The 24,849-nt window shown below is 63.4% G+C and carries 19 protein-coding genes and 1 pseudogene; 3 read left to right on the forward strand and 17 right to left on the reverse strand.

Annotated features, from left to right (window positions below; all coding sequences use genetic code 11):
• Positions 1–3: 3 nt before the first annotated feature.
• From CSQ87_RS11100 to CSQ87_RS02730, 4 genes are all read right to left on the reverse strand, one after another.
• A complete protein-coding gene (locus tag CSQ87_RS11100; protein WP_243388803.1) occupies positions 4–1,563 on the reverse strand; it encodes an anthranilate synthase component I family protein in 1,560 nt (519 codons plus the stop codon).
• A gap of 541 nt (positions 1,564–2,104) precedes the next feature.
• On the reverse strand, positions 2,105–3,373 hold the full coding sequence (locus tag CSQ87_RS02720; RefSeq protein WP_100512338.1) for a family 1 glycosylhydrolase: 1,269 nt from the start codon (positions 3,371–3,373) through the stop codon (positions 2,105–2,107).
• Between the two features lie 83 nt (positions 3,374–3,456).
• Complete coding sequence (locus CSQ87_RS02725; protein ID WP_207761076.1) at positions 3,457–6,345, reverse strand: alpha-L-rhamnosidase; 2,889 nt, start codon at positions 6,343–6,345, stop codon at positions 3,457–3,459.
• A gap of 109 nt (positions 6,346–6,454) precedes the next feature.
• Positions 6,455–7,756: an MFS transporter gene (locus tag CSQ87_RS02730; protein WP_165776710.1), complete on the reverse strand. Its 1,302-nt coding sequence runs from the start codon at positions 7,754–7,756 to the stop codon at positions 6,455–6,457.
• Positions 7,757–8,032: 276 nt separating this feature from the next.
• Here CSQ87_RS02730 and CSQ87_RS10765 point away from each other — a divergent pair, with 276 nt between their 5' ends.
• Positions 8,033–8,884, forward strand: coding sequence for an IclR family transcriptional regulator (locus CSQ87_RS10765; protein WP_165776711.1), 852 nt, complete (start codon positions 8,033–8,035; stop codon positions 8,882–8,884).
• Positions 8,885–9,103: 219 nt separating this feature from the next.
• Positions 9,104–10,708 (forward strand): glycoside hydrolase family 43 protein, encoded by a 1,605-nt coding sequence (locus CSQ87_RS02745; RefSeq protein ID WP_100512341.1) that lies wholly within the window; start codon positions 9,104–9,106, stop codon positions 10,706–10,708.
• A 73-nt stretch (positions 10,709–10,781) separates the two neighbouring features.
• On the opposite strand, the gene CSQ87_RS02750 is transcribed toward CSQ87_RS02745, so the two are convergent.
• Genes CSQ87_RS02750 through CSQ87_RS02760 form a run of 3 tightly spaced genes read right to left on the reverse strand, consistent with a single transcriptional unit; the run spans position 10,782 to position 13,063 of the window.
• Positions 10,782–12,452, reverse strand: coding sequence for a glycoside hydrolase family 140 protein (locus CSQ87_RS02750; protein ID WP_207761077.1), 1,671 nt, complete (start codon positions 12,450–12,452; stop codon positions 10,782–10,784).
• Positions 12,453–12,749, reverse strand: a complete 297-nt coding sequence (locus tag CSQ87_RS02755; RefSeq protein WP_165776712.1) for a ribbon-helix-helix protein, CopG family — start codon at positions 12,747–12,749, stop codon at positions 12,453–12,455.
• Positions 12,746–13,063, reverse strand: coding sequence for a toxin (locus CSQ87_RS02760; protein WP_207761078.1), 318 nt, complete (start codon positions 13,061–13,063; stop codon positions 12,746–12,748). Before CSQ87_RS02760 ends, CSQ87_RS02755 begins: the two co-directional genes overlap by 4 nt.
• Before the next feature lie 166 nt (positions 13,064–13,229).
• On the opposite strand from CSQ87_RS02760, the gene CSQ87_RS02765 reads away from it, so the two are divergent.
• Positions 13,230–14,195 (forward strand): formate/nitrite transporter family protein, encoded by a 966-nt coding sequence (locus CSQ87_RS02765; protein WP_207761079.1) that lies wholly within the window; start codon positions 13,230–13,232, stop codon positions 14,193–14,195.
• A 143-nt stretch (positions 14,196–14,338) separates the two neighbouring features.
• Here CSQ87_RS02765 and CSQ87_RS02770 read toward each other — a convergent pair whose 3' ends face one another.
• From CSQ87_RS02770 to CSQ87_RS02815, 10 genes and pseudogenes are all read right to left on the reverse strand, one after another.
• Complete coding sequence (locus tag CSQ87_RS02770) at positions 14,339–14,791, reverse strand: Rv3654c family TadE-like protein (RefSeq protein ID WP_100512343.1); 453 nt, start codon at positions 14,789–14,791, stop codon at positions 14,339–14,341.
• Positions 14,784–15,263, reverse strand: coding sequence for a TadE family type IV pilus minor pilin (locus CSQ87_RS02775; protein ID WP_243388804.1), 480 nt, complete (start codon positions 15,261–15,263; stop codon positions 14,784–14,786). The genes CSQ87_RS02770 and CSQ87_RS02775 overlap by 8 nt, the downstream gene beginning before the upstream one ends.
• Entirely contained in the window at positions 15,263–15,481 is a 219-nt protein-coding gene (locus tag CSQ87_RS02780; RefSeq protein ID WP_243388820.1) for a DUF4244 domain-containing protein, read from the reverse strand. Before CSQ87_RS02780 ends, CSQ87_RS02775 begins: the two co-directional genes overlap by 1 nt.
• 318 nt (positions 15,482–15,799) lie before the next feature.
• Positions 15,800–16,345, reverse strand: a complete 546-nt coding sequence (locus CSQ87_RS02785; protein ID WP_243388805.1) for a pilus assembly protein — start codon at positions 16,343–16,345, stop codon at positions 15,800–15,802.
• Positions 16,338–16,982 (reverse strand): type II secretion system F family protein, encoded by a 645-nt coding sequence (locus tag CSQ87_RS02790; protein WP_100512345.1) that lies wholly within the window; start codon positions 16,980–16,982, stop codon positions 16,338–16,340. The genes CSQ87_RS02785 and CSQ87_RS02790 overlap by 8 nt, the downstream gene beginning before the upstream one ends.
• Positions 16,983–17,090: 108 nt before the next feature.
• Positions 17,091–18,230, reverse strand: coding sequence for a TadA family conjugal transfer-associated ATPase (locus CSQ87_RS02795; RefSeq protein ID WP_100512346.1), 1,140 nt, complete (start codon positions 18,228–18,230; stop codon positions 17,091–17,093).
• A 3-nt stretch (positions 18,231–18,233) separates the two neighbouring features.
• Positions 18,234–19,178, reverse strand: a complete 945-nt coding sequence (locus CSQ87_RS02800) for a CpaE/TadZ family protein (RefSeq protein ID WP_100512347.1) — start codon at positions 19,176–19,178, stop codon at positions 18,234–18,236.
• Between the two features lie 736 nt (positions 19,179–19,914).
• Positions 19,915–21,360: pseudogene (locus CSQ87_RS02805) on the reverse strand (amino acid permease); the annotation flags it as partial.
• A gap of 210 nt (positions 21,361–21,570) precedes the next feature.
• Positions 21,571–23,679, reverse strand: a complete 2,109-nt coding sequence (locus CSQ87_RS02810; protein ID WP_243388806.1) for a DUF4012 domain-containing protein — start codon at positions 23,677–23,679, stop codon at positions 21,571–21,573.
• Positions 23,680–24,036: 357 nt separating this feature from the next.
• The gene (locus CSQ87_RS02815) at positions 24,037–24,735 is read right to left on the reverse strand and encodes an HD domain-containing protein (protein WP_100512350.1); all 699 of its coding nucleotides are present in this window, start codon (positions 24,733–24,735) and stop codon (positions 24,037–24,039) included.
• Positions 24,736–24,849 lie beyond the last annotated feature (114 nt).

Below are 24,849 nucleotides of genomic sequence, written 5' to 3' on the forward strand. Positions count from 1 at the left end.
TCCTCACTGATCGCCCGCGCCCGACACGGTCGTCGAGTCCGCGTCCGTGCCCAACGTATCCGCGACCGCTGCCGCACCCAGCGCGTCCAGCACGGCCCTGGCCTTGTGCACGGCCTCGTCGTATTCCGCGGCCGGATCGGAATCCAACGTGACCCCGCCGCCCGCACCGACCATGTAGTCGAAGCGGCCGGATCGACCAAAATCACCGCTCTCCTTCACCGTACCCGGTTCGCACACGGCCGCACGGATGATAATGCTCAGGTCGCATACCGGCCGGGCTTCCGCCGAATCGGATCGGGTTATGGGATGCATCACGGAATGCATCACGGTATGGCTCGGTCGGATGTCTGTCTCACGGCCTGATCCATGGCCTGCACAGTCATCCGATCCATCCCCTGCCAGCTGACCTGCCGCCCCGCCTCGCAGCCACTCGTCCGGATCCGTACCCACGTATCCCAGACTGCCGGTGTATACGCCCCGCGGGGATCGCTCGCATTCCGCGATGATCTCCGTGGCCCGGCGCTTCGGCGTGCCGGTGATCGAGCCGCCAGGCGACATGAGCCGCAACGCCTCGCTCACGGCCATGCTGGGCCGCAGTCGGCCTTCCACCACCGATACCGTGTGGAAGACGTGCGGGAACATGCGGATCACCTCGAATTCGGGGACGGTCACGCTGCCCGGTTCGCAGATGCGGTTCATGTCATTGCGTTCCAGATCGGTGACCATGAGCAGTTCGGATCGCTCCTTGTCGGAGGCGTGCAGATCGGCGCGCAGGGCAGCGTCCTCGGCCGGGTTCTTGCCGCGCGGACGGGTGCCCTTGATCGGTTCGGTCGTCACCGTGCCGTCCCAGATCGAGAAGAACCGTTCCGGCGACGAGCTGACGATCACGCGGCGTGCCTTGGTCTCGGGGTCTCCGGAATCCATGGCGGCGGTTCCAAGACGGTCGGTTCTAAGGCAGCCAGTTCCGCGGTCATCCCCAGAGTTATCCCCGTTATCCTCATTGCCTCCGAAGTCCAGATACGCGGCGTAGGGCGAAGGGCTGTCGGCGTACAGCCGTCGGAACACGTCGATCGGCGAGCGCGGACTGCGCACGAAGAAGCGCATCGACATGTTCGCCACGTAGATGTCGCCGTCACGCATATGCCGTTGCATGTGTTCGACGGCCTCGATATAGCCGTCGCGGCTCTGATCGGCGTGGACCTCGATCTCGCAGATCGGATCGGATCGGCTTTCCCGCGGATCATTCCTCATACCACCCACAGGATCTTCCGCCGGTACGTCATAGTCATGCGCCCCCGCTTCCAACGCTTCGGACCATGCGGCGTTCAGCTCTTTGATCTGGGCGTCGGCATCGGTCAGCCGCCCCATCGCCACGGCGTGTACAGTCCGGTCGCGGTGGTCCTCCACCAGCCACAGGTCGAACCACGCCCAGCGAGAGACGCCGTCGTCATAGCCGAGGTATCCGATCGCCGTGGCATGATCGGGCGGGTCGGCGGTCACCCGATACGCCCGCATCCCCATCAATGAGTAGCGGGCCCGCGCGGCACCGGTATCCGAATCCACGCCGTTATCCGGACCGACAGAGTGCAGATACGCGATATCCCCCGTATACCGCCGGGCGAAGAAAGGCAGCGCCTCGATCAACGGCCGGTACGGCAACGAAGCGGAGACCGGGAAGACCAACGAAGCACGGGAGACGGAAGACCCGCACCCGAAACCGTCACAACGAATAGCAGACAAAGCGATATCGACGGAGATATCGGCAGACTGGGCGGCAGCAACGGCAGACACGACGATCCTTTCATTCGGCCGGCGAGCTCACACCGCAAACGCACCGGCATCCCAAGGACAGTCGTTATCCGCCGCATGGCGACGGTCCGTAACTGCAAACCGCCGCCAGTCTACACCAGATCATCTGCCTATTGGCCGGAACCACCCCGCCGCAGAATCCAACAAAGCCCTCAATAACAAGCCCGGCAATGGATCACTGGAACCATTGCCGGGCTTATCGGATGCAGTCAGACGCCATACCATCAGACCCACGTATCAGGTCGATCGAATTACGCCGTCACTGTCATAGACGCCGTCACCATCACCGAACCTATCACAACACGGCGGAGGCGACCAGATCGCGGTAGACTCCGGCGCTAGGCTTCGGGGTACGCTCGAAGTTGCCGGATTCGCGGTTGACCGAACACAGACCGAGCTTCGAATCGTAACCGGAGATCCACTCGAAGTTGTCGAGCAGCGTCCAGTGGAAGTAGCCGAGTACGGGCACGCCGCGGCGCACCATGTCGATCAGAGGCGGCACCGATTCGCGAATGAACCGGCAGCGCAGCTCATCGTCGTCGGTGGAGATGCCGTGCTCGGTTACCACTACGGGCATTCCGGTGAGCTCGTGAATGTACTCTACCGAACCGGCCAATGACAGCGGCTTGACCTCGGTACCCATGCCGTTGACCGGAGCGCCGGGGACAGGCGGGATGATGCCGTCATCGCCGTAGACCAGCTGCTCGTAGTTCTGCACGCCGATGAAATCATCACCCTGCACGGCGTCCACCCATGTGCCGTAGCAGGCGGCGCGCTTCGTCTCGCACAACTCCTTGCCGCGCTCGGTCGCATAGGTGTCGTCGATCACCGACAGCGAGAGTCCCACCGGCAGATCGGATCGCTCGGCGCGCACGGCCGCCACGGCCGCACGATGCGCCTTCTTGAACCCCTCCTCGAGTTCGTCGAATTCCTCGGGAATTGCCACGTTGCCGGTACGGTAGCGTGCAACGCCTGCCTTACGACTGGCAGCATCGAGGCACAGGCGTTGCAGATCGATCGCCTCCTGCGGCAGACCGCCGGCCGCCAGAATATGCGGCAGATTCGGTTCGTTGAACGTCACGGCCAGCGCGATGCGATCGCCCAAACGGGAGATCACACGGGAGCACTGCTCGGTGAACCAGTCGGGAGCCTGCGGATTGAACCATGCGCCTTCCTTGGCGAACCAGTGCGGAGCGGTGAAGTGGCACAAGGTGACGGCCGGGGCAATGCCACGTTCCAAGCACCCGTCGACCACGCGATCGTAATGGTCGAGAGCCGACTCGTCCACATGACCGTGTTCCGGTTCGATGCGCGACCATTCCACCGAGAATCGGTAGGCGTTGAGCCCGAACGACTTGATCAGGTCGAGATCATCCTCCCACTGCTCCCAGCTGTTGCAGGCCGCATCGGCCGGCACCTTGAACACGGACGGGGTCACATGCTCCAGAAAGGTGGTGTCGGCGTTCGTGTCGTTGCCGTCGACCTGATGGCCGGCGGTGGAGGCTCCCCACAGGAAGTGGTCGGGACGGCGGGTGCCCTGGGAAGCGTGGGCGGTAGTGGTCATGATGTTCTCCTTACTTGTTGACGATTGATGATGATTGAAGATGACCGAAGCCGACAGCCGGCCTCCAGACATTACGCAGCCAGTCAGTGGCCGAGCCGTTCGGCGACGAAGGCCCGTGCCACGTCGGCGGCCTTGTCGGCCTGTGGCATGTATCCGCGACCGGAGACGATCTCGATGATCTCCTCCACCGGTTCGTTGAGGCTCGCCGCCGCGCCCTTGGCGATGGCCGAATCCACATTGCCATGCGAGTAGGCGATCAGATCGGCCCGCCGCACCCACTCACACAGTTCGGCGAACAGATCGGCGTCGTCGAGCAGGTCGCGCACGGTATCGATGGATCCACGTCCGGCCGGAACAGTGGCGGTCAACGTATGTCGGCCATGATCAAGATCCTCGGTCCGCCCGTCGGGCAGCACCACCTGCGCGGTTACGCCGACCGGTACAGTGATGTCGATCGTCGCGGACCGCTCGCCTAGGCCAGTGCCCTGGCCGATCCGCCATGAAACCGACAGTTCGCCGTACGGAGTCCGTTGCACGGCCTTCGCATGGTCCATCCCGGCGGCGACGGCATCGGCAATGATCGGGCTGATCCGCACCCGCCGCCATGCCGGGGCCAGCGATTCGATGCCGGCCACACCTTCGAGCAGCCAGTGCGCCACGGCTCCCAGCGCATAATGGTTGAAGCTTGTCATTTCGCCGGGATTGATCGACCCGTCCGGCATCATGGAATCCCATCGCTCCCAGATGGTGGTGGCGCCCATGCTCACCGGGTACAGCCAGCTGGGGCATCCGCGCTGCAGCAGCATGCGCATCGCCAGATCGGCGTGTCCGGCCTTCACCAGCGCCGGGCAGACCAGCGGTGTGCCGAGGAAACCGGTGGAGATATGGAAGGCTCCGATGCGCACCAGATCGGCCAGTCGCGCACCGGCTCCGTCACGCTGGGCGTCGGTGGCAAGCAGATCCCACATGATCGCCTGCGCGTACACGGTCACCGAGTCGGAGAGGATTCGTCCGTTGGCGGTCACGTATTCGGCACGGTAGGCGTCGGCGATGTTGTCGGCGAGCGCGCGGTATCGTCTCGCGGATTCGATGTCACCGACGATCGCATAGGATTCGGCCACGATTCGGGTGGAGTGGGCAAAGTAGGCGGTGGCCACCACGTCGGAGTCGGCCTTGGATTTGCCCGGGTCCTCAGGCGGGGCGTCCGGGTCGAGCCAGTCACCGAACTGGAAGCCGCCTTCCCACCGGTGGGTGCCGTGGGTGAGCGCGTCCACGCCGTCGATGAACCGGCTCATCATGGGCAGGAATCGCTTCAGTACGGTCGCGTCGCCGGTGGCCCGGTAGACGGCCCACGGCACGAGGACGCAGGCGTCGCCCCAACCGCAGGTGAGTTTCGGCCCGTCGAGCACGTCGGGGATGACAACCGGGATACCGCCGTCGGCACCCTGATCGGCGGCCATGTCAACGAGCCAGGAGCTCAGGAAGCCGCCGGCATCGAGCAGTGAGACCGCGGTGGGTGCGAATACGGCGATGTCGCCGGTCCATCCGAGACGTTCGTCACGCTGCGGGCAGTCGGTGGGGACGGTGAGGAAGTTGTCGACGGCGGACCAGCGGGCATTGAGGAACAGCCGGTTGACATCGGGGTCGGAGCATTCGAAGTCGGCGAGCTGATCCATGTCGGCCGAGACCACGCATGCGACGAGGTCCTCGGGACGGATTCCGATGGCCGGTTCACCGTCGAAATCGACCTGCACATACCGGAAACCGTGCTGGGTGAGCTGCGGTTCCACGATCTGCTCGGCCTCTCCGTTGAGGATGAACTCGTCGATGGCCTTGGCGTTGCGCAGCGGACGTACGCCAAGCTCGCCATGTTCCATGACCTCGGCGTGACGCAGGATCAGCCGGTCGCCGGCCTTGGCGCCACGGACGGTCATGCGCACCCAGCCGGAGACGTTCTGGCCGAAGTCGACGACCGTTTTCCCAGATGGCGTGACGATGATCTTCTGACCGGGGATCGTGTCGATGATGCGGGCGGGCGGTATTTCGGCGGGGACGATCGCCGCTTCGGGCATGGGATAGACGGTCACGTCGTTAGCCGGATCGGCATCGTCCCCCAGCAGCGGCAGACGGGTATCGGTGATCTGTCCGTCGTACAGATCGTTGGACAGAATGCCGGAGCTTCGCCAATGCCACTGATCGTCGGTGGCGACGGTATGGCTGCCGGAGCGATCGTGCCAATCGAGATCGGCGAGCAGCCACAGGTCGTCGCCGTACACGTTGGTGCGGCAGCCCCAAGTGAGCTGGCCGCGATACCAGCCGTTGCCGAGGATCACGGCGATTTCGTGCTCGCCAGGAGTAAGCAGATCGGTGATGTCGTAGCTGAACGCGCAGATACGCTTGCCGTATTCGGTCCAGCCGGGGGCGAGTTCGTCATGACCGATACGCCGGCCGTCGAGGTAGACGACATACACTCCGCCGGCGGTGATGTGCAGGCGGGCGTCGTCGGCGTCGGGTCCGACGGTGAATCGGCGGACCATCACCGGGGCGGGATCCGCGCGCTTTACGGTCGGGGTCGGAGAGATCGGCCGACCGGACCAATCGGCCTTGTTGAGCGGCCCGCATTCCACGGTCGCCGGGTCGGACCAGTCGGACCAACGTCCATCGGAGCCGGCCACGCGAACGCGGACGGCGGCGGATGCCTTGGAGATCAACGGGTCGACCGGCCAGTCGACGAAGACGCTGTCGACGCCAGCGAGGTCAGTCACGGTTTCCCTGCCGTCACGGATCACGGCGATCTGTGCCGCGGCCTGTCGCCAGCCATCGGGAGCTTCGGCGACCCGCCAGGAGATCGCCGGGGTCGGGCTCGCGAATCCAATCACGTCGCCAGGCCGGCTGTGGCCGAATCGCACATCGGCGATGCGGAGTCCGGCGGCATCGTGTCGAAGATCACCGTTCATGTTTGCTGCTTCCATGTCTTCCATCCTTGTCCTACGGTCCGTGTCTCGCGGCTCTGATGCCGGCCGCACCCGCGGCGTTCCCGCCTCCGGTGCGGCCGGCATCGATCACGACGTCAGTTCGCCGTCACTTCACGCCCTTGACCAGCGGCATCATGGCGGCGGCGACCAGTGCGGCCACGGCGGCCACGCACCAGAAGAGCAGGTAGTTCGGGCTCGCGCCGATGTTGATGAAGAACGGGGCCAGTGCGGGGGCGAGCATCTGGCCAATGCTTAGGGCCACGCTGAACATGGCCATGTCCTTGCCGGCGTCCTTCTGATCGGGCAGCACCGAAGCGCACAGGGCCAGATCGACGGTGAGGTACATGGCCTGTCCGACGGCGAACAGCTCCCAGGCGATGATGAACTGGATGAAGCTGTGCGAGGTGCCGCCGAGCACGAGCGCCGCAGCCATGCACAGACCGGCGAAGATGACCAGGGGCTTGCGGCGGCCGATCTTGTCGGAGATCACGCCAGACATCGTGAAGAACAGGATGCTCACGGGGGCGGAAAGCAGGGTGAGCAGGCCAGCCTTGGCGCCGACGTCGTCCAGCGGCACGCCGAGACCGTCGATCATGTAGTAGGTGAAGTAGCTGAACATGGCGGCGATGGTGAAGCCGGTGAGGCAGCGGGTGATCCAGACCCACAGGTAGTTCGGGTGCTGGCGCGGGTTGACGATCATGCCGGAGAACGTTTCCTTGAGGTCCAGCGGCGGCACCTCGTCCTTGGTCTTCACCGGATCCTTGTACAGCACGAACAGCGGAATGGAGGTGATGAGGCCGAGCAGCACCGGCATGGTCATGAGGATCAGCGGATGACGGACCAAGGCGCCGGCAAGGTAGGAACCGAATGAGGTGGCAAGGGCGCCGAACATGCCCATGAAGCCCATAACGCGGGCTCGGTATCGATTGGGGACGCCTTCGACGGGGATCACGCTGTAAATGGAAAAGCCGCACTGCATCATCAGCACGCCGATTACGTAGGCGGCGCCCAGCACGACCATGTTGTCGCTGATGCCGGACACGGCGAGCGCGGCCACGGAGATCAGCAGACAGCCGATGATCCACGGCTTGCGGCGACCGAGACGGCTGGTGGTGCGGTCGGATAGCGCACCGATGATCGGCTGGCCGAACAGCATGGTGAAGCTGCCGATGGCCACGATGCGACTGTAGAAGTCGTTCTTCTGGTCGGGTGCGATCGCCGCGATGCGCAGCGACAGACAGGTGGACAGTGACATGCACATGATGTACATGCCGATGGCGGCGATCAGCACCAATGCGATCGTCCTCTTCGGATTGCCGTATTCACTGACGATGCGATCGTAGTCGTCATCAGGATCCTGCACGGTCTGCGCCGTGGTCTGGGACACCGTGGTCTGGGACTCGCTCATCTCGTCTCCTTCGAATGTTGCACCGGTCAGGGCAACTCTGCCCATGCCGGTTTTCCCTGCTTGAACTATCCAACGATGACGCTTCATTCCTATGTTCTGAGGCATAAACATATCGCTGAAGCCGACCGTTTTGCGGCCATCCTTCGTACCGTGCGCCTCTGCATCGGTCGATTGATACTTCGGTTCTACCGGTGGCGGACACCCGGCGAGAACACAATTTCCACTGAACGGAAAAACAGGCCACGTCGGCGAAATCACGACGCGTACAGTGAAGTCATGAGCGATATGGGCAACGAATCGTCTTCCAAGGGCGGCAGAGCCGGCAAAGTCGGCAATCCCGGCGTTATCGACCGTGCGTTCGCCATTCTCGACTGCTTCACGTCGGAGGAACCGCAACTCAATCTCACCCAGATCGCCGCACGAAGCGGACTACCGATCAGTACGACCAGTCGTCTGCTCGGCGATCTGCGCAGACACGGTGCCATCACCCGATACCGGGACGGCAACTATTCGATCGGCAATCACCTTGTGGAACTCGCCCAGACCGCGAAGCCGATGCTGTATATCCGTGAGCTGGCCTCACCCGCACTCGACAATCTGGAGCGGGCGACCGGACTGCACGTCCAACTCGCCATGCTCGAGGACGGCGACGCCAGGATCATCGATCGCCGGATCGGCAAGCAGGATCTGCCGATCTACTATCACATCGGAGACGCCATGCCACCGGTGCCCACGGCGGTCGGCCGGCTGCTGCTGGCGTTCGCCTCACCGACCGTGATCTCTGATGTGCTGGACGACGACGCCTTCATCTGGCCGTCGTTCGACTCACCAAGACCCACTCCACAGGAAATCCGGGATGATCTCGACGCCATCCGGCGGACACGGCTCGCCGTGCTGACCACGCCCGGAGCCCCGGTGCATTCGGTGGCGGCTCCGGTCACCGACCGCACCAAATCCGTGGTGGCCGCGGTGGGCGTCGTGGTACGGACCGGAACCATACCGCTGCAACAGCTTGTTCCTCTGGTCAAGGCCACCGCCAAGGATATCTCCCGACGGCTGGCCGGCCCCAAGCCACGGCGAACGCTTCCGCCTTGGGAGGAGGCCAGCAAGGCCCGCCCCTCCGCCTAGGCACTCTGTCTGGGACTCTGTCGTGACTTCCGGCTGGGCAGTATTTCCCGGTAACCGTCTCAGCGCAACGTCGTGTTCCAGTTTTTCCGCTGAGTGGGAATCGAACGGTTCGTTCATCCGCGCCGCTCATACAGTGAATGCATCCGATCAGCCGATCGGCACCGGACATAACGGCCTTCCACACCGGAAGCCCGGCCACACGCAAAGGAGCGATTCGGCATGCACTACCACAATCCCGTCATCGGCGGCTTTTACCCGGATCCAAGCGTCACCAAGGCGAACGGCGTCTACTATCTGGCATGCAGCTCGTTCAGGTATTTCCCTGCAGTGCCGTTATTTGAAAGCGATGATCTGATCAACTGGCGGCAGATCGGTCACGCACTTACCCGCACCAGCCAAATCGATCTGTCGTACGACTTCAACCGTCCCGGCATCTTCGCACCCACGCTGCGATATCACGACGGCCGGTTCTACCTGGTGACCACCGACGTCGGCGGGCGCTGGAACTTCCTCGTCTGGACCGACGACATCCACGGCGAATGGTCCGACCCGATCCCAATCGATCAGGGCGGCATCGACCCATCGTTGCTGTTCGATGAAGATCACACGTATTTCATGAGCAACGGCGTGGCAGACGACGGCCGCAAGGGCATCGCGCTATGCGAGATCGACATCGAGACCGGCGAAAAGCTCACGCCCAGCCGCACGATCTGGACGGGTACCGGTGGGCGGTTCCTCGAAGGACCGCATCTCTACCGCATCGGAGACCGGTATTATCTGCTGGCCGCGGAAGGAGGCACCGAGTACGGGCACATGATCACCTACGCACGCGGCACGTCACCGTGGGGCCCATTCGAGACATATGACGGCAACCCGGTGCTCACCAACCGCGATCTCGGCAACAGCATGCTGCAGGGCGTAGGACACGGCGACCTCATCGACGACGATCACGGCAACTGGTGGATGCTGCACCTTGGGTTCCGACAGCAGGGAACGATGGCACCCTACCACCACATCGGACGCGAAACCCTGCTCACGCCGGTCACCTTCGATGATGCCGGCTGGTTCACCGCCGGGGATCCGGATCATCCCGGCACCGCCTCGTTGGACGTGGACACCGACCGGATCGATGATGGCGTCACCCAACGTCCACTCGATACGATGACGTTCGACAACACGGAACCGGGCGTCGACTGGTGCACACTGCGCAAGCCTCTGCCGGATCGGATCCGGTTCGGCAGGATCTCCGGGCATGGAGATGAGAACGAACCCGGCGTCACCGTGACCATGACCGGCACCTCGGTCACCTTGGATACGCCGGGCGCACCGACCTTCCTCGCCATGCGGCAGCGTGATCTTTGCGCCGATATCGTCTGCACGGTGGAAGTCACCGACGGCGAAGCCGGGCTGACGGTCTTCATGGACGACGAGCATCACTACGATCTGGCGGTGCAACGCCTGACCGACGGATATCGCCTCATCAAACGCGTCTGCGTAGGCGATCTCAAGGTCATCGATCAGATGGTTAGGCTCACCGACGATGCCGGTCACCTCAACACGGATCACCTCAGCGGAGAAACGGACCCGTACCGCGTGACGCTGCGCATCGAGGCACAGCCCGACGCCTATCGGTTCTCCGCCGAAACGGATGACGGTGCCCGAATCGATCTTGGCCGCAATCGTACGAAGTATCTCTCCTCGGAAGTGACCGGCGGCTGCTTCGGCGTAATGATCGGACCATATGCGCAGACCTGTGGAGATCGGGCCAGTGCCGCAGTCACCGCACCGGCCCGATTCACCGATTTCGCCTGTCGGTATCGGTGATCGCCTACGGATGATCCATGGATGATCCTCCATACCTTCATCGAGGATCATTCATGGATCGAATCCGGTCCGGTCACCACTGGAATACCTTGGCAGGACCGCGCCGTTCCTCACCGTCCGCCTGTTCACCGCCTTCTCCGTAATCGCCGACGACGATATCCGGCATACGATCTACCGGGGCGATGACCAGCAGCCAATCCTCTCCCCTACCTGCGGTGGGCGCCACACCGACTAGGCGAGAATCCTCCTCGATCAGTCTCCCCTCACACCGATCGCCATTCCTTGGCGAATACCAGAGCACGCCCAGTCCTTCCGGACTCTGACAGAACAATTCGGACACCCGTGTCCTATGCAGGATCGCCTCACCACCGCTGGGCAGATAAACTAGCAACGCCTCGCCGTCTGCGCTCATCGCCGCCTGCATGTGGTGTTCCAGATCATCCGGATTCTCGGCCAGCACATCCCGACACGGACGGCATCGGCCCAGACCAAGGCTCTCCATCGCATCGCGCAGGTACCGCATCTGTCCGGCGCCTTCATCGGTCAACGCTTCGAACCATGTTTTGCGGAACATCGCATCGCGCTCCCGTTCGCCGATGGAGCTCCACACCGAACAATGGCCGTAGGTGTGTCCGAATGCACCGGATAGCAGACCCCAATAAGCCCTCCGGCGGACCATCCATGAATCGTGGAACTGCGTGAAATCAGGCCACGACGTCGGCATCATTTCATAGGCGGGTTCGCCGTCCCACACCGGCATGGGCCTCGCACGGTCATACTCCTTGGCGATCAGATCGAAATTGCGGGCATCGACACCGTGCCCGGATTGCAGCATGATGTAGCTGATCCATGCCTCATCGTCCGTCCAGTACGACATCGTCGAGCATTCGCCGGTCTCCAGTTCATGACAGGCATGGTAGGTCAATGGCAGGTCCCTCCATCGAGGGTCGGGGTCGTCGTATCGCAGATCCGCTCCCAGCACACCCTTCGCCAGTCCCTCGGCAAGTCTGCGCCACACATTGCGATAGTCGACGCCCTTGTGGATCGGCTGACGGTCGCCTCCCAGACACCACAGCACGTTCGATCGGTTCCGATATCGCCGGCCGATCCATTCACCGAAGCCTCGGGCGTTTTCTTCGGTGACGGTTTTCTCGAAGGTTTCGCCCATCCAATTGTCGCCCACCACCAGCTGACCCCATACGGGCAGCAGTAGCACATACAGGCCGTGACGCTCCGCCGCCTCGAGAATACGGTCGAGATATGCGAAATACTCCTCATTCGGCTGGTTCAGATCTCCGTCATGCAATGCGGGACAGCCCGATGGAGTGCGCATCAGCACGTCGCGCTCCGGATCCAGCGCCACGATCTGCGCGACGGTGAATCCCTGAGCTCTGCGCAGCCGCATGTAATGCTCCACATCCTGCCACATGATCCGCTGAGGCAGCGTCCACGCCGTATCAGCAAGCCATGCGAATGGCTCACCATCCTCATACTCGAAATATCGGCGGTCTTCCGAAATCTTCAGTCTACGCATCGTCGTCGTCATGGTCATACCTCCATTCACGCACTTCGTCGTGCCTGATGTGCGGCATTCCACCGCACTGTTCCATCTATAGGAATCGCCATGTCTCGCGACAACACCGTTTCCGGTGAATGGAAAGACGACGTCGAACCAGCGTCTCCGCTTACCGATTACGATTACCGGACATCGCAACAGACCGCATTGGACGTATCCGTATGGCATTCATGCGGAGGCGAGGGCCTTGTCGAGGAGGGCGCGGATGGCTTCGGAGCGGGAGACACCGAGTTTGCGGGCGTAGCCGTCCACCAGTTCGAGACGGGCGTTGTCGAGCCGCACCTGCACCTTGTGCCGTGCCGGGGTTCTGCCGATCTTCAGCGGCCGGCCCGGGCGGCACTTGTTCAGGAACTCCAGCGAATACCCGCGTTCGGCTTCCTCGGCCGCCTCGTTGAGCATCTTGTTTTCCTCTTCGGAGAAGTAGTCATCTCCGACGATCACATAGTTGTAATGCGGTTTCTTCATCGTTTGCCTTTCCATCGTGGATACTCCATGGCCCCCTGCAGCAGCAATGGCCAATAGGTTTTTCGCAGTCTCATCGCATGAATGAGACGCCATCGGCCTTTGTTCAGCACTGCAACCACCTCCAAAGCGACGGCATTGCCGCCAAACCCCAGATACAGCACTTTCAGAGGATCTTCGCTCATGATGCGAGTCGCCTGCGGATGGTCCATCACCGCCAGCGCGTCAGCCGGATCCACGCCGTGCTTCAACGCCGACATACGGACGAGAACAGATCGCTCATCAGGGCTATCAGCACCTTCATTATTGTAGTACATAAATCATGGTCCTTTGCAAATCATGGGAACGAGACCGCCCGGGTCAACGGGATGCGCGAATATGGTGTGCGGTTGACGACGAGGCCGTTGATCGACTCCGATCGACATCGAGGTGCGGCACGTCGAAGAGAACCATCACGATCCACCCCAGAGGAAGGGAACCATCATGCCGGAGAACGGCAACGCAACGAGCGTCGGCACCGTGGCCGAGCAGGCACAGACGCCCATGACCCCACAGAAGCAGACCGCCAGCCAGACCCAGCTCGCAGGTCAGAAGACGGAAGAGCCCAAGATCCCCGTCCCCATCTTCAACATCAACGCACTCAACCCGGCGGAGACCGAAGCCGCCGTGGAAAACGCCGGCGTGGCCAAGACCCAGCTCAGCGGCGGCAAGGCCTTCGTCTCCGCCATGTTCGCCGGCGCGTTCATCGGCTTCGGCGCCCTGTTCTTCCTGATCGTCACCTCCGACCCGGCGATGACCTGGGGACCGAAGCGCTTCGTCGGCGGCCTCGCCTTCTGCATGGGCCTCGTGCTCGTGTTGTGCTGCGGCGCCGAACTGTTCACCGGCAACTCGCTGATGGCCTCCGACATCGCCGCCCACAAGATCAGCTGGAGCGCGCTCGCCAAGAACTGGGTGATCGTCTGGTTCGGCAACCTCGCCGGAGCCCTGCTGCTGGTCACGCTGATCGGCTTCGCCGGCACCATGGGACTCAATGACGGCGCCGTGGGAGGCACCGCCGTCGCCACCGCGGCGTCGAAGATCACACCCGACTGGTTCACGCTGTTCTTCCGCGGCATCCTGTGCAACATCCTCGTGTGTCTGGCCGTCCGCATCGGCTTCTCCGCCCGCTCGGTGGGCGACAAGGTGCTCGGCATCCTGCTGCCCATCGCCGGCTTCGTCGCCATGGGCTTCGAGCACTGTGTGGCGAACATGTTCTTCCTGCCCGTCGGCCTGCTGGCGAAGACGCTTGGCTTCGGCGCGGACGCCGCCGGCGCGGACGCGGTCACCGTTCAGGGAATCCTGTACAACCTTTCGGCGGCCACGCTCGGCAACATCGTGGGAGGCGCGGTCTTCGTCGCCCTCGCCTACTGGTTCGTCAACGCCAAGAAGGACGCCCAGAAGGCAGCCTGACAGGAACAGCACTGAATCGCCCGACCGAACGGCATCCGCTCTCAGACTGATCCGCCAAGCCAGCCCCGGAAAGCCGGTCCAGCAAATCAGCCCCGCCAAGCCGGTCCGAAGGATGACGGCCACTGCCTCATGGCAACCGCCGCCTATTCGCAATCCTTCGGGCCGGCTTTCGCGTGAGCCTCCACGTCACCGACCACCGGCACCCGTGAGCGGACGGAAGCCGCGGCGACGACGTCCTCGCCGTGAACCTCGCACGACGTCAGCGTTCCGCCGTTACGAGCCGCCACGTTCGACGCGATCGCGCACGGAGCCCCCGTCGACTCATACAGCGCCGTGGCGCCGGCGAGCGCCGCGTTGTCCGCCGCGGTCTGCGCGCGCGACTTGCTCATCAGCACATTGCCCACGGCGAGGATCACCGACAGCATCACGCCTACGGCGCACACCAGCGCAACACCGGTCACCGTCCCGCTGCCCTGCTCCCATGCGCGGACTCGCGAACCGCAGGCACGTTCCCGATCCGCGCAGTCCCAATCAGCACATTCCCGATCAGCACGTTCCCGATCAACGCAATCCCGATTCACGCAGCCCCTACTCATGCAGTATCGCCACCGCCTTCCCCGTCATCGACGCCGGTAGGATGCCCAGCGGACCGGGCATCACCGGACATCGCGTGGTCACGGTCACCTCGGTACCGCCCCGCGATACGCTGACCGACGCCCCAGACCCGGCGATGCGGGAGACCACGCCGCTGGGATCGCCGCCGGACTCTGCGGACACCACGATCTCCCGCGCCGCGGCACGAGCCGCCTCCTGACAGGTCATGCCGACGGTCACCGCCCGCGCCGAACCGAACAAGAGCAGGGCCAACACCATCACCGCGGGTAGCACCACCGCGAATTCGGCTGTGACCGTACCGCGTTCGATCCCGTACCGCCATGATGGTTTCGGCCCGTCACCGATGTCACCGCCGTCGCTGACGGAACCGACGGAACCGAAACCACCGCGAATGCGCCACCAACCGCGAATGCGCCGCAGCACCTTGCGGGCCAGCATCGCGTCCGCCCGCATCAGACGCTCAGCGCCTGACGGACGATATTGGTGAGCAGTGATTTGACGGCGCCCGATTTCAGGATCGCCACCAGAAGCCCGGCGAATCCGGTGGCCGCGATCATCACCACCGCATACTCCGCCGTGGCCAGTCCCTTCTCGGGTTCGGCGGTCATCGTCCGTAATCGGGCGTCGAGTAGATAGATCCTCTGCCGGAGTCGTCCGACCATGTCGCCCATCCCTTCGGGAGGCGCGGAATCATCGAGTCGAACCATCTGGGTTCCGTGATGCTGTGTCATGATACTGTTCCTTTCGTTGCCTGGCCGACGCTCTCGGAGGATCGGCCGACGTGGTGAATTCGTTGATGCGCTCGGTGAGCGCTGATGCGGGTTGGTATGGATTGCCGTCCCGCGTATTGATGCCATTGGATTGATGATTGATGCATGGCATTGCTGCCATTGGTCGTCTTCCGCTTCGGTTTTGCCTCCTTTCCTGTCTTGGTTGTTCGACGATGATGCTGATGACCGGACCTCTGTCCGGCAACGATCGCACGCCCGCTATCCGCCGGCGAAGGCCGCGATGGACGGCACCACGCCGATCAGGATGAACGCCGGCAGGAAACACAGTCCCATCGGCATGAGCAGCCTCACCGACAAGCCGGCTGCCTCGCGCTCGATATATTGCCGTTCGTCCCGGTCGATCTGCTCCACTTGAGCGGCGATGCGCAGCAGCGGCGAGACCCCGTGCCGCCAGGACGGCTCCAACGTGTTCCGTAGCACCTCGAGGTTCTCGGCCTGCCGGCCACGCGGGGACACCACCGACCATGCGCTGTTCCACTCGACTCCGCGGTTCAGCGCCGAAGCCACATGAACCATGTCGTCGCCCAGCCGGGTGCCGGATACCGCACCGATGATCTGCAGGGCCCGGGGAATGGAGGATCCCTGTCGCACGGCCACGGCGATCAGTTCCAGCATCAGGGTCACCGGCAGTTCCTCGCATGACGTGCGACGATCAAGCAGCGGCATCCACCGCACGGGGCGCAGGCGCAGATACGCGAATACGATGACCGCACAGGCGCAGACCAACGACCAGATGTCAGTCATCGTCACCACCTCCATCGCGATCAACGACGTGAGATTCCGGATCCCGCAGGCGACGCAGCAATCCCTCCACCCACAGCACCCCGATCAGGCAGAACACCAGCCCGCCCGTCAGACACATGCCGCCGATCGCACTGCCAAACAGGAACGACAGCGGATGCGCGCCGAGCAGCTCGCCAAGCATGATGGTGATCGCCGGCAGCGAGGCCAGCAGCCGGATCGTGGCCTGTGGCATGGCCATCGACTTGGCACGCAGCTCATCGACCAGCCGCGTCCTGCGGTGCGAGGCCGTCACCGCCTCCAGACAGCGGGCCGTTTCGCACCCCAGCCGTTCGCTGACCAGACAGGCCACGGTCACGCTACGGGCCACCCGGTCGGCCTGCTCCTCGGTCTCACCCTTCGCCCGCCGGGCCTCCATCACCTCGCGTACGCGATGCTCGTTGATCGTCGCCGTGGGAAACCGGCGGCCTGCCTGCTCCTCGAACGCCTCGACCACGCTGCCGCCGTTGCGCAGGAACGCGATCAGCGAAGCCAAGACGGCGGTGATGCCGATGCGGGAGGCCGGACGGTCGACGGTGCCCTCCAATGCCGATATTCGGCGCAGCCGCAGGGTCGGTGCGCGCAGCAGCAGCCAGATCATCGTCCCGCAGCAGATCCCCGCACACCATGGGTATGAAGACCATGGGTATGAAGACAATCCAACCGCCTCTGTCATCCCAACCGCCCCAGTCATCACGCTCATCGTCGATCACCTCCAACCGATCCAGTTCGATTCCGTCAGACCCATCGAGGTCGCGGTGGCGGCAACCGCCGTCGGGCAATCCGGTCCCAGTCGCCCACGACCGCCGCCGGCCACGCCAGATCCTCCGACCGCACCGGCACCGCCAGTCCACCGACGCACGAACTCAGCCCAGCCGTCATGGCATCGCGGGCGTCCCCCGCCATCCCATTCGCTGAGTATCCGCCCCGTCAGCAGACGATCACGATCGACCTGCAGCACGCCGATCTGCGCGATCCGACGACGCCCGTTGCAACGCTCCAGATGAAGCACCACATCGAACGCACCCTCGGCCAGCATCGACAGTGCCGCCGGATCAAGACCCGCCAGCAGTCCCAGCGTCTGCAATCGCGATGGCACCCGACCCACGCTGTCGGCGTGCAATGTGGTCATGCCGCCGTGGTGCCCGGAATTCAATGCCCGCAGCAGATCGGCGATCTCCTCGCCACGACACTCCCCCAGCACCACACGATCCGGCCTCATACGTAGCGTCGCCTTGACCAGATCGGACAGATCAACCGCACCCTGGCCCTCCACGTTGGCTTCGCGGACCACCATCGACACATGGTCACCATGAGGCAGATCACCCAGTTCACGGGTCTCCTCCACGCTGACGATCCGCTCCCGCTGATCGCATTGGGCGAGCATCGCCTTGAGCAGCGTGGTCTTGCCGGTGCCGGTGCCGCCGGTGATCAGCACCGTGGCCCGACCGTCCACCAGACCCCGCAGCACCGACCCCCAGATGGGTGGGAACATGCCGGAGGCTCCCAACGACGGCAGCGTCGCCAGCGTACGATCCGGGAATCGGATCGAAAGCGCCGCACCCTGAGAGACCAGCGGCGCGATCACCGCATGGATGCGGATGCCGTCGACCGTGGAGGCGTCGGCGATCGGATGCGAATCATCCAACCGCCGTCCCAGCTGCGCGCAGAGCTGCACGGCGTATTCACGCACCACCTGAGGCGAACGAAACCCCATCGGCACCCAGCGTTCTTCCATGCCGTGGCCACGATCCGCCCAGATCCGCCCGTCGCAGGTGACCGCCACGTCGGTGATCGAAGCGTCATGCGCCAGCGTGTCCAACGGCCCGAAGATCAATCGATCCTCCATGATTCACCGCCTTCCCCGCAGCACGCCGAATCGCGATCCGCCGGACGATCCCGACGACCCTCCGGGCGAAGCGGAACCGGCCGGTCTCCCGCCCGTTTCCGTCAAGGAGCAGCATTCCCGTTCGATCCGCTCGCAGACCGCCTCCACGAGCTTGCGGCTGCGACGCGGGATCGCCGGTATCCCCGTTCCCTCCAGCACCGATCGGCCAAGGGAAGAGTCCTTCGGCATCACGCCCATCAGTTCACGACCGAGATAGTCCTGTGCCTCATCGGGGTCCACCGTCCCGGTTTTCGACGTCCATGACGGAGCGACCCCGACCAGCGCGACCGGACCGCCCGACAGCATGGCGAGTTCGGCCTTCGTCCGGGCCAGGCCCAGTACGCTCAGCTCCGTCACCAGCACGGCCAATGCCGGGCGCAGTTCCCGCCGCTGCCGGGAATGTCCCGCATCAAGCACCGTCACGTCATGCGCTTCGTCCAATGCGCGCAGGGCCGCCTGCACCTCCCACCAATCCGGCGTGGATGCGGCCCACGAATCGGCGGCAAGCACGGGGATACCCTCCCATTTCGGCAGTTCGTGCCTGAGCGCATCCGGCTCCATCCTGCCCAACGGGGCATTGATGTCGCCCCACCGCAGTCCGGGTTCGGCCTCCATGCCAAGAGTCACGTCGATGCCACCGGCCTGCAGATCCAGATCAGCCAGAGCGCAGGAGAGTCCGGATCGGGCGCACTGCCACGCGCACATCGCCGCGAATACGCTGACCCCTACCCCGCCGGACGCCGAGAGAAACATCACCGTACCGGGCAGATCGCACGAACGTCCTTCGGGCGTACGCAGGGAAGACGAGTCGGCACCAGTGCGGACGACGGAACCGAGACCGGAGCCGGCAATGGTTCTGCCGTCGGTACGAGCGTCGGACAGAAGACGGCGTTCGCCGGAATCGCGCACATAGAACCGCTGCGGCGAGGGAGGGACGCGCCCACCGACGACCGTCGGTCCGGACACCGCCCCGGACGCCGGCCCGGATACGACGGAAGACGCGGAGGAAGGTACGGAGGATACGGAGGAAACATGTGCTGAGGTCGATACTGTGGTCATGCCCCGATTGTGGCAGGCCGAGCCTGCGGGCGAAGGAAAAATCGGGGTATGTGGTCAAACGTGAATTTGCACGGCGAGTTATCCACAATGAGCGCTCACACGAACAATTCGACACGGTTCAGCTCAGAAACGGCACGGTTTCATCCATAAAAACGCACGCGGCCGATCACTTCGCAACACTTCGGCACAAACCGGTCAAATACGTAGTTTCGGCTTGATTTTCGCGCCGACGTGGAGATAATAGGAACTACAAGCAAAACAGAACAGCGGAGCCCACAAAAGTAAATGATCACCATGATTACATCATGTTGGGCGGATTTGATAAGACTTACCGCCACGACAGAGTTGTTGTGCAGAGATTCCGCATCCGTAGCGCTTGTACACAAAGCCGACCCCCGAACGGGGGCCGGCTTTTGCATTATCTGCCTTGTTTGTCCTGAACCATCGGAGTGATCTGCTCTGCCGAGTTGCCCGGTTCCGTCATCGAACCCGGCTCGCCTGTCTTGACCGTTTCAGCAGCTTTATCGCCCGTCACGCCCTTCTCCCAGGCGAACGTCACCAGATGCTCCTCGCGTCGCTCGCCGCCAAGCCAGCGCTTGATGAAGTAGATCGCGTAGCACAGCACGATGAACACGATCTCGGCCACCAGCGCGAACCGCTGCGAGACATCGAACACCACCAGCACGCACGAGGCCGTACACAGAATGAACGCCGCCCACGGCACCCACGGGAAGCCCGGAGTCCGGTACTTGAGGTCGGCGTCCGTATGGCCCGTCTTCCGCCATTCCTGACGGAAGCGGATCTCGCAGTAGGCGATGGCGATCCACACCACCACGGCCGACAGGCCGGAGATCGCTACGAGCACCAGATACACGGTCGAGGCGGCCACCACCGACGACAGCAGCGCCAGCAGACCGCCGGCGATCGACGCGCACAGGGCCAGCATCGGCACGCCGCGTCGGTTCGTCTTGGCGAACCACACCGGAATCATCCGCTCATGGCCCAGCGACCACACCATGCGCGTGGAGGCGTACAGACCGGAATTCGCCGCGGACAGCACGGCGGTGAGCACCACGAAGTTCATGATGTCACCGGCGAACGGCAGGCCGATCGCGTTGAACACCAGCACGAACGGGCTTTCGTCGACGCCCGCCTGACGCCACGGGATCAGTGAGGCCATCACCACGATCGATCCGATGAAGAACAGCACCAGACGCCACAGCGTGGTATGGATGGCCTTCGGCACGGCCTCCTCGGGGTTGCGCGTCTCGCCGGCGGTCACGCCGATGATCTCGGTGCCGCTGAAGGCGAAGTTGACGGTGAGGATCGTGGTGAACACCGGCATGAATCCGTTCGGGAAGATGCCGTCCTTCACCAGATTGTGGAACATCGGCGCGTGGTCGTAGCCGGAGATGGGGATGAGACCGAAGATCGCCGCGCCGCCGATGAGGATGAACGCGCAGATCGCGATCACCTTGATCGACGCGAACCAGAACTCCGCCTCGCCGAACACACGCACGGACAGCGCGTTGACGGAGAAGATCAGCACAATGCACGCCGCGCTCCACATCCATGTGGGCGTATGCGGGAACCACCGCTGCATCAGCAGACCGGCCGCGGTGAACTCCGAACCCAACGCCACCGTCCAAGTGATCCAGTATTGGATCGCGATCACGAATCCGGTGGCCGGTCCGATGAACTTCTCGGCGTACACATGGAACGAACCGCTCACCGGCATCGCCACCGACAGCTCGCCGACGCACAGCATCACCAGATACACGATCACCGCACCGATGGCGTAGGCCAGGATCGTGCCGATCGGGCCTGCCGTGGCGATCGTGAATCCGGAGCTGAGGAATAGGCCGGTGCCGATCACGCCGCCAAGCGAGATCATGCGCAGATGGCGCGTCTCCATGCCCCTCTTAAGTTCCACATGCGTCTGCTGGCTCACTCGACGCTTGCCGTCCGGGGACGTCTCCCGATCGCCCTCGCCGTGAGCGCCGCTACTGTTGGTTGCGTTGTCGTCGGCCACTGTTGTTCCGTTCCGTCATATCCGTATCGCTGAACGTATGCGGGAACGGCACGACGGCCGTGTTCCACGCACACTAGCCCACCACCATACTCAGAAACGCGGCCGAGCACCAACCGCGGCCACAGGCCCGGTCAACCACCAGCAGATCAACCACAGGCCCGGTCAATCGCCAGTCCGGTCAACCACCAGTCCGATCAGCAACCGATACCGTCAGCCGGCCATGGCCCGGATGTCCACCGGGCAGGAGAACCGGCTCTTCAGCTCGTCCACCGAAGCCATCGGATCGGTCGCGTCGGCAGTCGACCCCGAACCCGCGGACGATCCGGCCCCCGAACCGGATCCTGAACCGCTACCGGAGCCGGCGGAACCTGCGGAGCCGGCCGCCGAGGAGGACTGCGACTGCGCGCTCGACGTCGATCCGCTCGGCGCCGGGGTCGAGGGGTTCGCCTGGCTGGCCGAGCACTTGTCGGTCACCTTGCCGCCGGAACCGGTCTGAATGCCGGTCTCGTTGATGATCGGCGTGGTGACCATGTTCAGCGCGGCCTTGGCGGTCTTCGGCACGCGCACCGTGTACGCGATCGTCATCGACTCGCCGGGGCCGAGATCGGCCATCTTGATGTTCATGAACTGATGGTCCTCCACCTCGCCGTTGGAGATGAAATCGGCCTTCTCATACGCCACGGAGGTGATCTCGCCGCCCTTGGGAGCCATGAGGAAGAGGCGCAGCTGCATCTTGCCGGGCGCCTTCTCGCCGACTACGAAGCTGGGCAGCTTCTTGACCTGATCCTTGGTCAGCGTGTTCTTCATCGTGAACGTGACGGTGTATTCGTCACCCAGATCGTCGCTGGATACCCGGGCCAGCGAGGTCGCGCGCGGCCAGGCGTCCACCTTGTCGGTCAGACGGTTCTGCATCGACTGGTAGTTCTCGTCGCAGGTCTTGATCACCTCGGTCTCGGTCTGCAGATACCAGTCGAGCTTGCTGGGCTGAGCCTCGGTGAGGTACACGCCGGTGACCGGGTTGGTCTCGCTGTCGGGCAGCTTGCCGGCCGCGTTCTCATTGATGATGTTCGTGTCCACCAGGGCGTCGAACTCGCTCTGGTCCTTCATCCACATCTTGAAGTGGCCGGACTGCGAGGTGTCGCGCAGACTCTTGAGCACGCCGGAGACGGTGGAGCTGTTGAGGTTGGAGAAGATGCTGTTCATGATCTTCTTCGAGGCCTCGTCCACGTACTGGTTCTGCTCGTTGAAATCGGGGTGGTCCACGTACAGGTCCTTGAGGAAGAACTTGACGGTGGAGGTGCCGTCCACCACCTTGCCGTCGTCGAGCGTGACGGAACCGGTCGCCCCGACGAGCGACTGGAGGAACACCGGATCGACCGCGATCACACCGGCCACGTTCTTGTTCTTATTGCCTTTCTGCGCCTTCCACAGGTTCTTGAGGTTCACGGCCGCACGCTGGTAGTTCGGATTCACCGTGGTAGTCTGCGGATACCGGTACACCTGATCGCCGAAGATCGCGGCCTCCTGAACGTTCTGACTATCGAACGGCGCGGTGCCGTACGTGAAGTTGATCGTGCTGTTGAAGTCCTCGATCGTCACCTTGCCCTTGTTGGCGGTGATCTCGGCCACCGTGCCGACCATGCCGCCGCCGGAACGCAGCTCGGCCGGGTTGTACACGGCCATCAGATACGTCCGTTCGCCCTTCTCGCCGAGCAGGTCGGGCAGGGCGTTCACCAGATTCGTGTATTCGGTGAGCGTGGAGTCCACGGACTGCAGACCCGCCTTCTCCATCTGCACGGCCTGATTGAGCTTGCCGATCTTGGTCTCGGGCACGGCGTCAAGGGCCTTCACCTGCGCATTGATGTCCTTGTGCGCGCTCTTGAGAATCTTCGGCGCATCCATCAGGGCGCTGACGTCGACGGTCTTGTTCTTCATCGAGAAGCCGTTGAGCCGGTCGGAAAGATTGAGCAGATCGGTGAAGGGGCCGTCGACCAGCGTGCCCATCGAATCGAGCATGGTCCTCACGGCGACGATGTCGTTGCCGTAGGAGGTGTGCTTCTCCACCAGCGTCCATTTCGGACTGTTGAATTCGTCGCGCAGCTTGCGGGTGGAGGTCACCAGCTGCTTCGAGGCGGTGGCGATGTCGGTGTCGCCGCCGCAGCCGAGCGCGGAGTTCGCCAGGCTTTCGGCGGAGTCGATCATCCTGTTGGCTTCATACCACATCGAGATCGCGGAGACGGCGTACACGCCAACCACGGAGAGGAACAGGCCGAGGATCGCGGAGACGACGCCGAATCCCACCTTGGCCGGCAGGGACATCTGTTCCAGGAGCCGATGGCCCTTCGACTTGCAATGCCGTGGGTATGCCTGCATAACAACCGCCCATCATGTTGTCGTTGTCGTCGTACGCCATCATGCGTTACGCCATCATGCTGTCGTACGTCTCGTCCGTTCGCCGCATGCGCCGCGCCCGCCGCCACGCACCGAAACGGCGGCCGACATGGCGATCACAGGGCATGCACAGAGTCAGATGATACATGCCGTACTTTAAAATGCCGCCGATCGGCCCGGTACGCGCACAGTTCTTTGACGCGCACCGGACCGGTCAGCCGCCGACGATGTCGCCGATCCGTCACCGACCCATCACCGGTCAGCCGCACGACGGACGGCACGAGATCAGGCGTCCACGATCTCTTGACCGTACTTCTCCGCCAGCTCCCTGAGGTTCTTCGGCTCGCCGTAGATGCCCACCAGCTCGCGCATGCGGTCCTCGTTCTCCTTGCCGAACTTGGCGCAGCGCTTGATCGCCTTGGCGGCGGTGACGAACTTCGGCGGGAACGACTTGCTGTTGAAGTTGTCCGCGTACATCACCACCTCCTGCTCGAGGTTCTTCGGCGTGTAGTTGGCCGGCGGCAGCGGCAGATGCTGCTCCTCCACCATCTTCTTTGTGATGCCCACGCCGGTGTGGTTGCGGCAGAACTCGGCGATCTCCTCGTCCACGCCCTCGGCCTTGAGCAGGTCGTAGCCGGCCAGGCCGTGCAGGATGTAGCGGTCGCGGTCGAAGCTCACCGGCTCGCCGTTGGAGCCGTCGTTGTCGATCACCGAATACGTGCCGATGTCGTGCAGCAGCGCGCCAACCACGGCCTTGTCGGTGTTGAACAGGCGCGGGGGGATTCGGGTGGTGTACTGGCGGATCATGTCCTCGCCCAGGGTGCAGCGCTGCACGAAGAGGTTGTTCTGCCTGCGGCACAGCTCGCGCACGATGTTCGCCACGATCATGCAGTGCCGGTAGACCAGCTCGTACGCCTCCTGCGAGGGAGCGTACTTGCGGTGGAGTTCGTCGATCTCATCAAAATTCGGAATCATGGTTCCCATCTTAGGGAGGTGAGGGGATTGTGCGCGGACCGGTCGCCCGAAATCCCGGATTCCCCCGGATCCCCGATACGGATTTCCCCCCGGATCTCAATACGGGATTCCCCCGGAATCCCG

Origin of the sequence: Bifidobacterium simiarum (genome assembly GCF_002802905.1) — a bacterium.
In the GTDB taxonomy this organism is placed as follows: domain Bacteria; phylum Actinomycetota; class Actinomycetes; order Actinomycetales; family Bifidobacteriaceae; genus Galliscardovia; species Galliscardovia simiarum.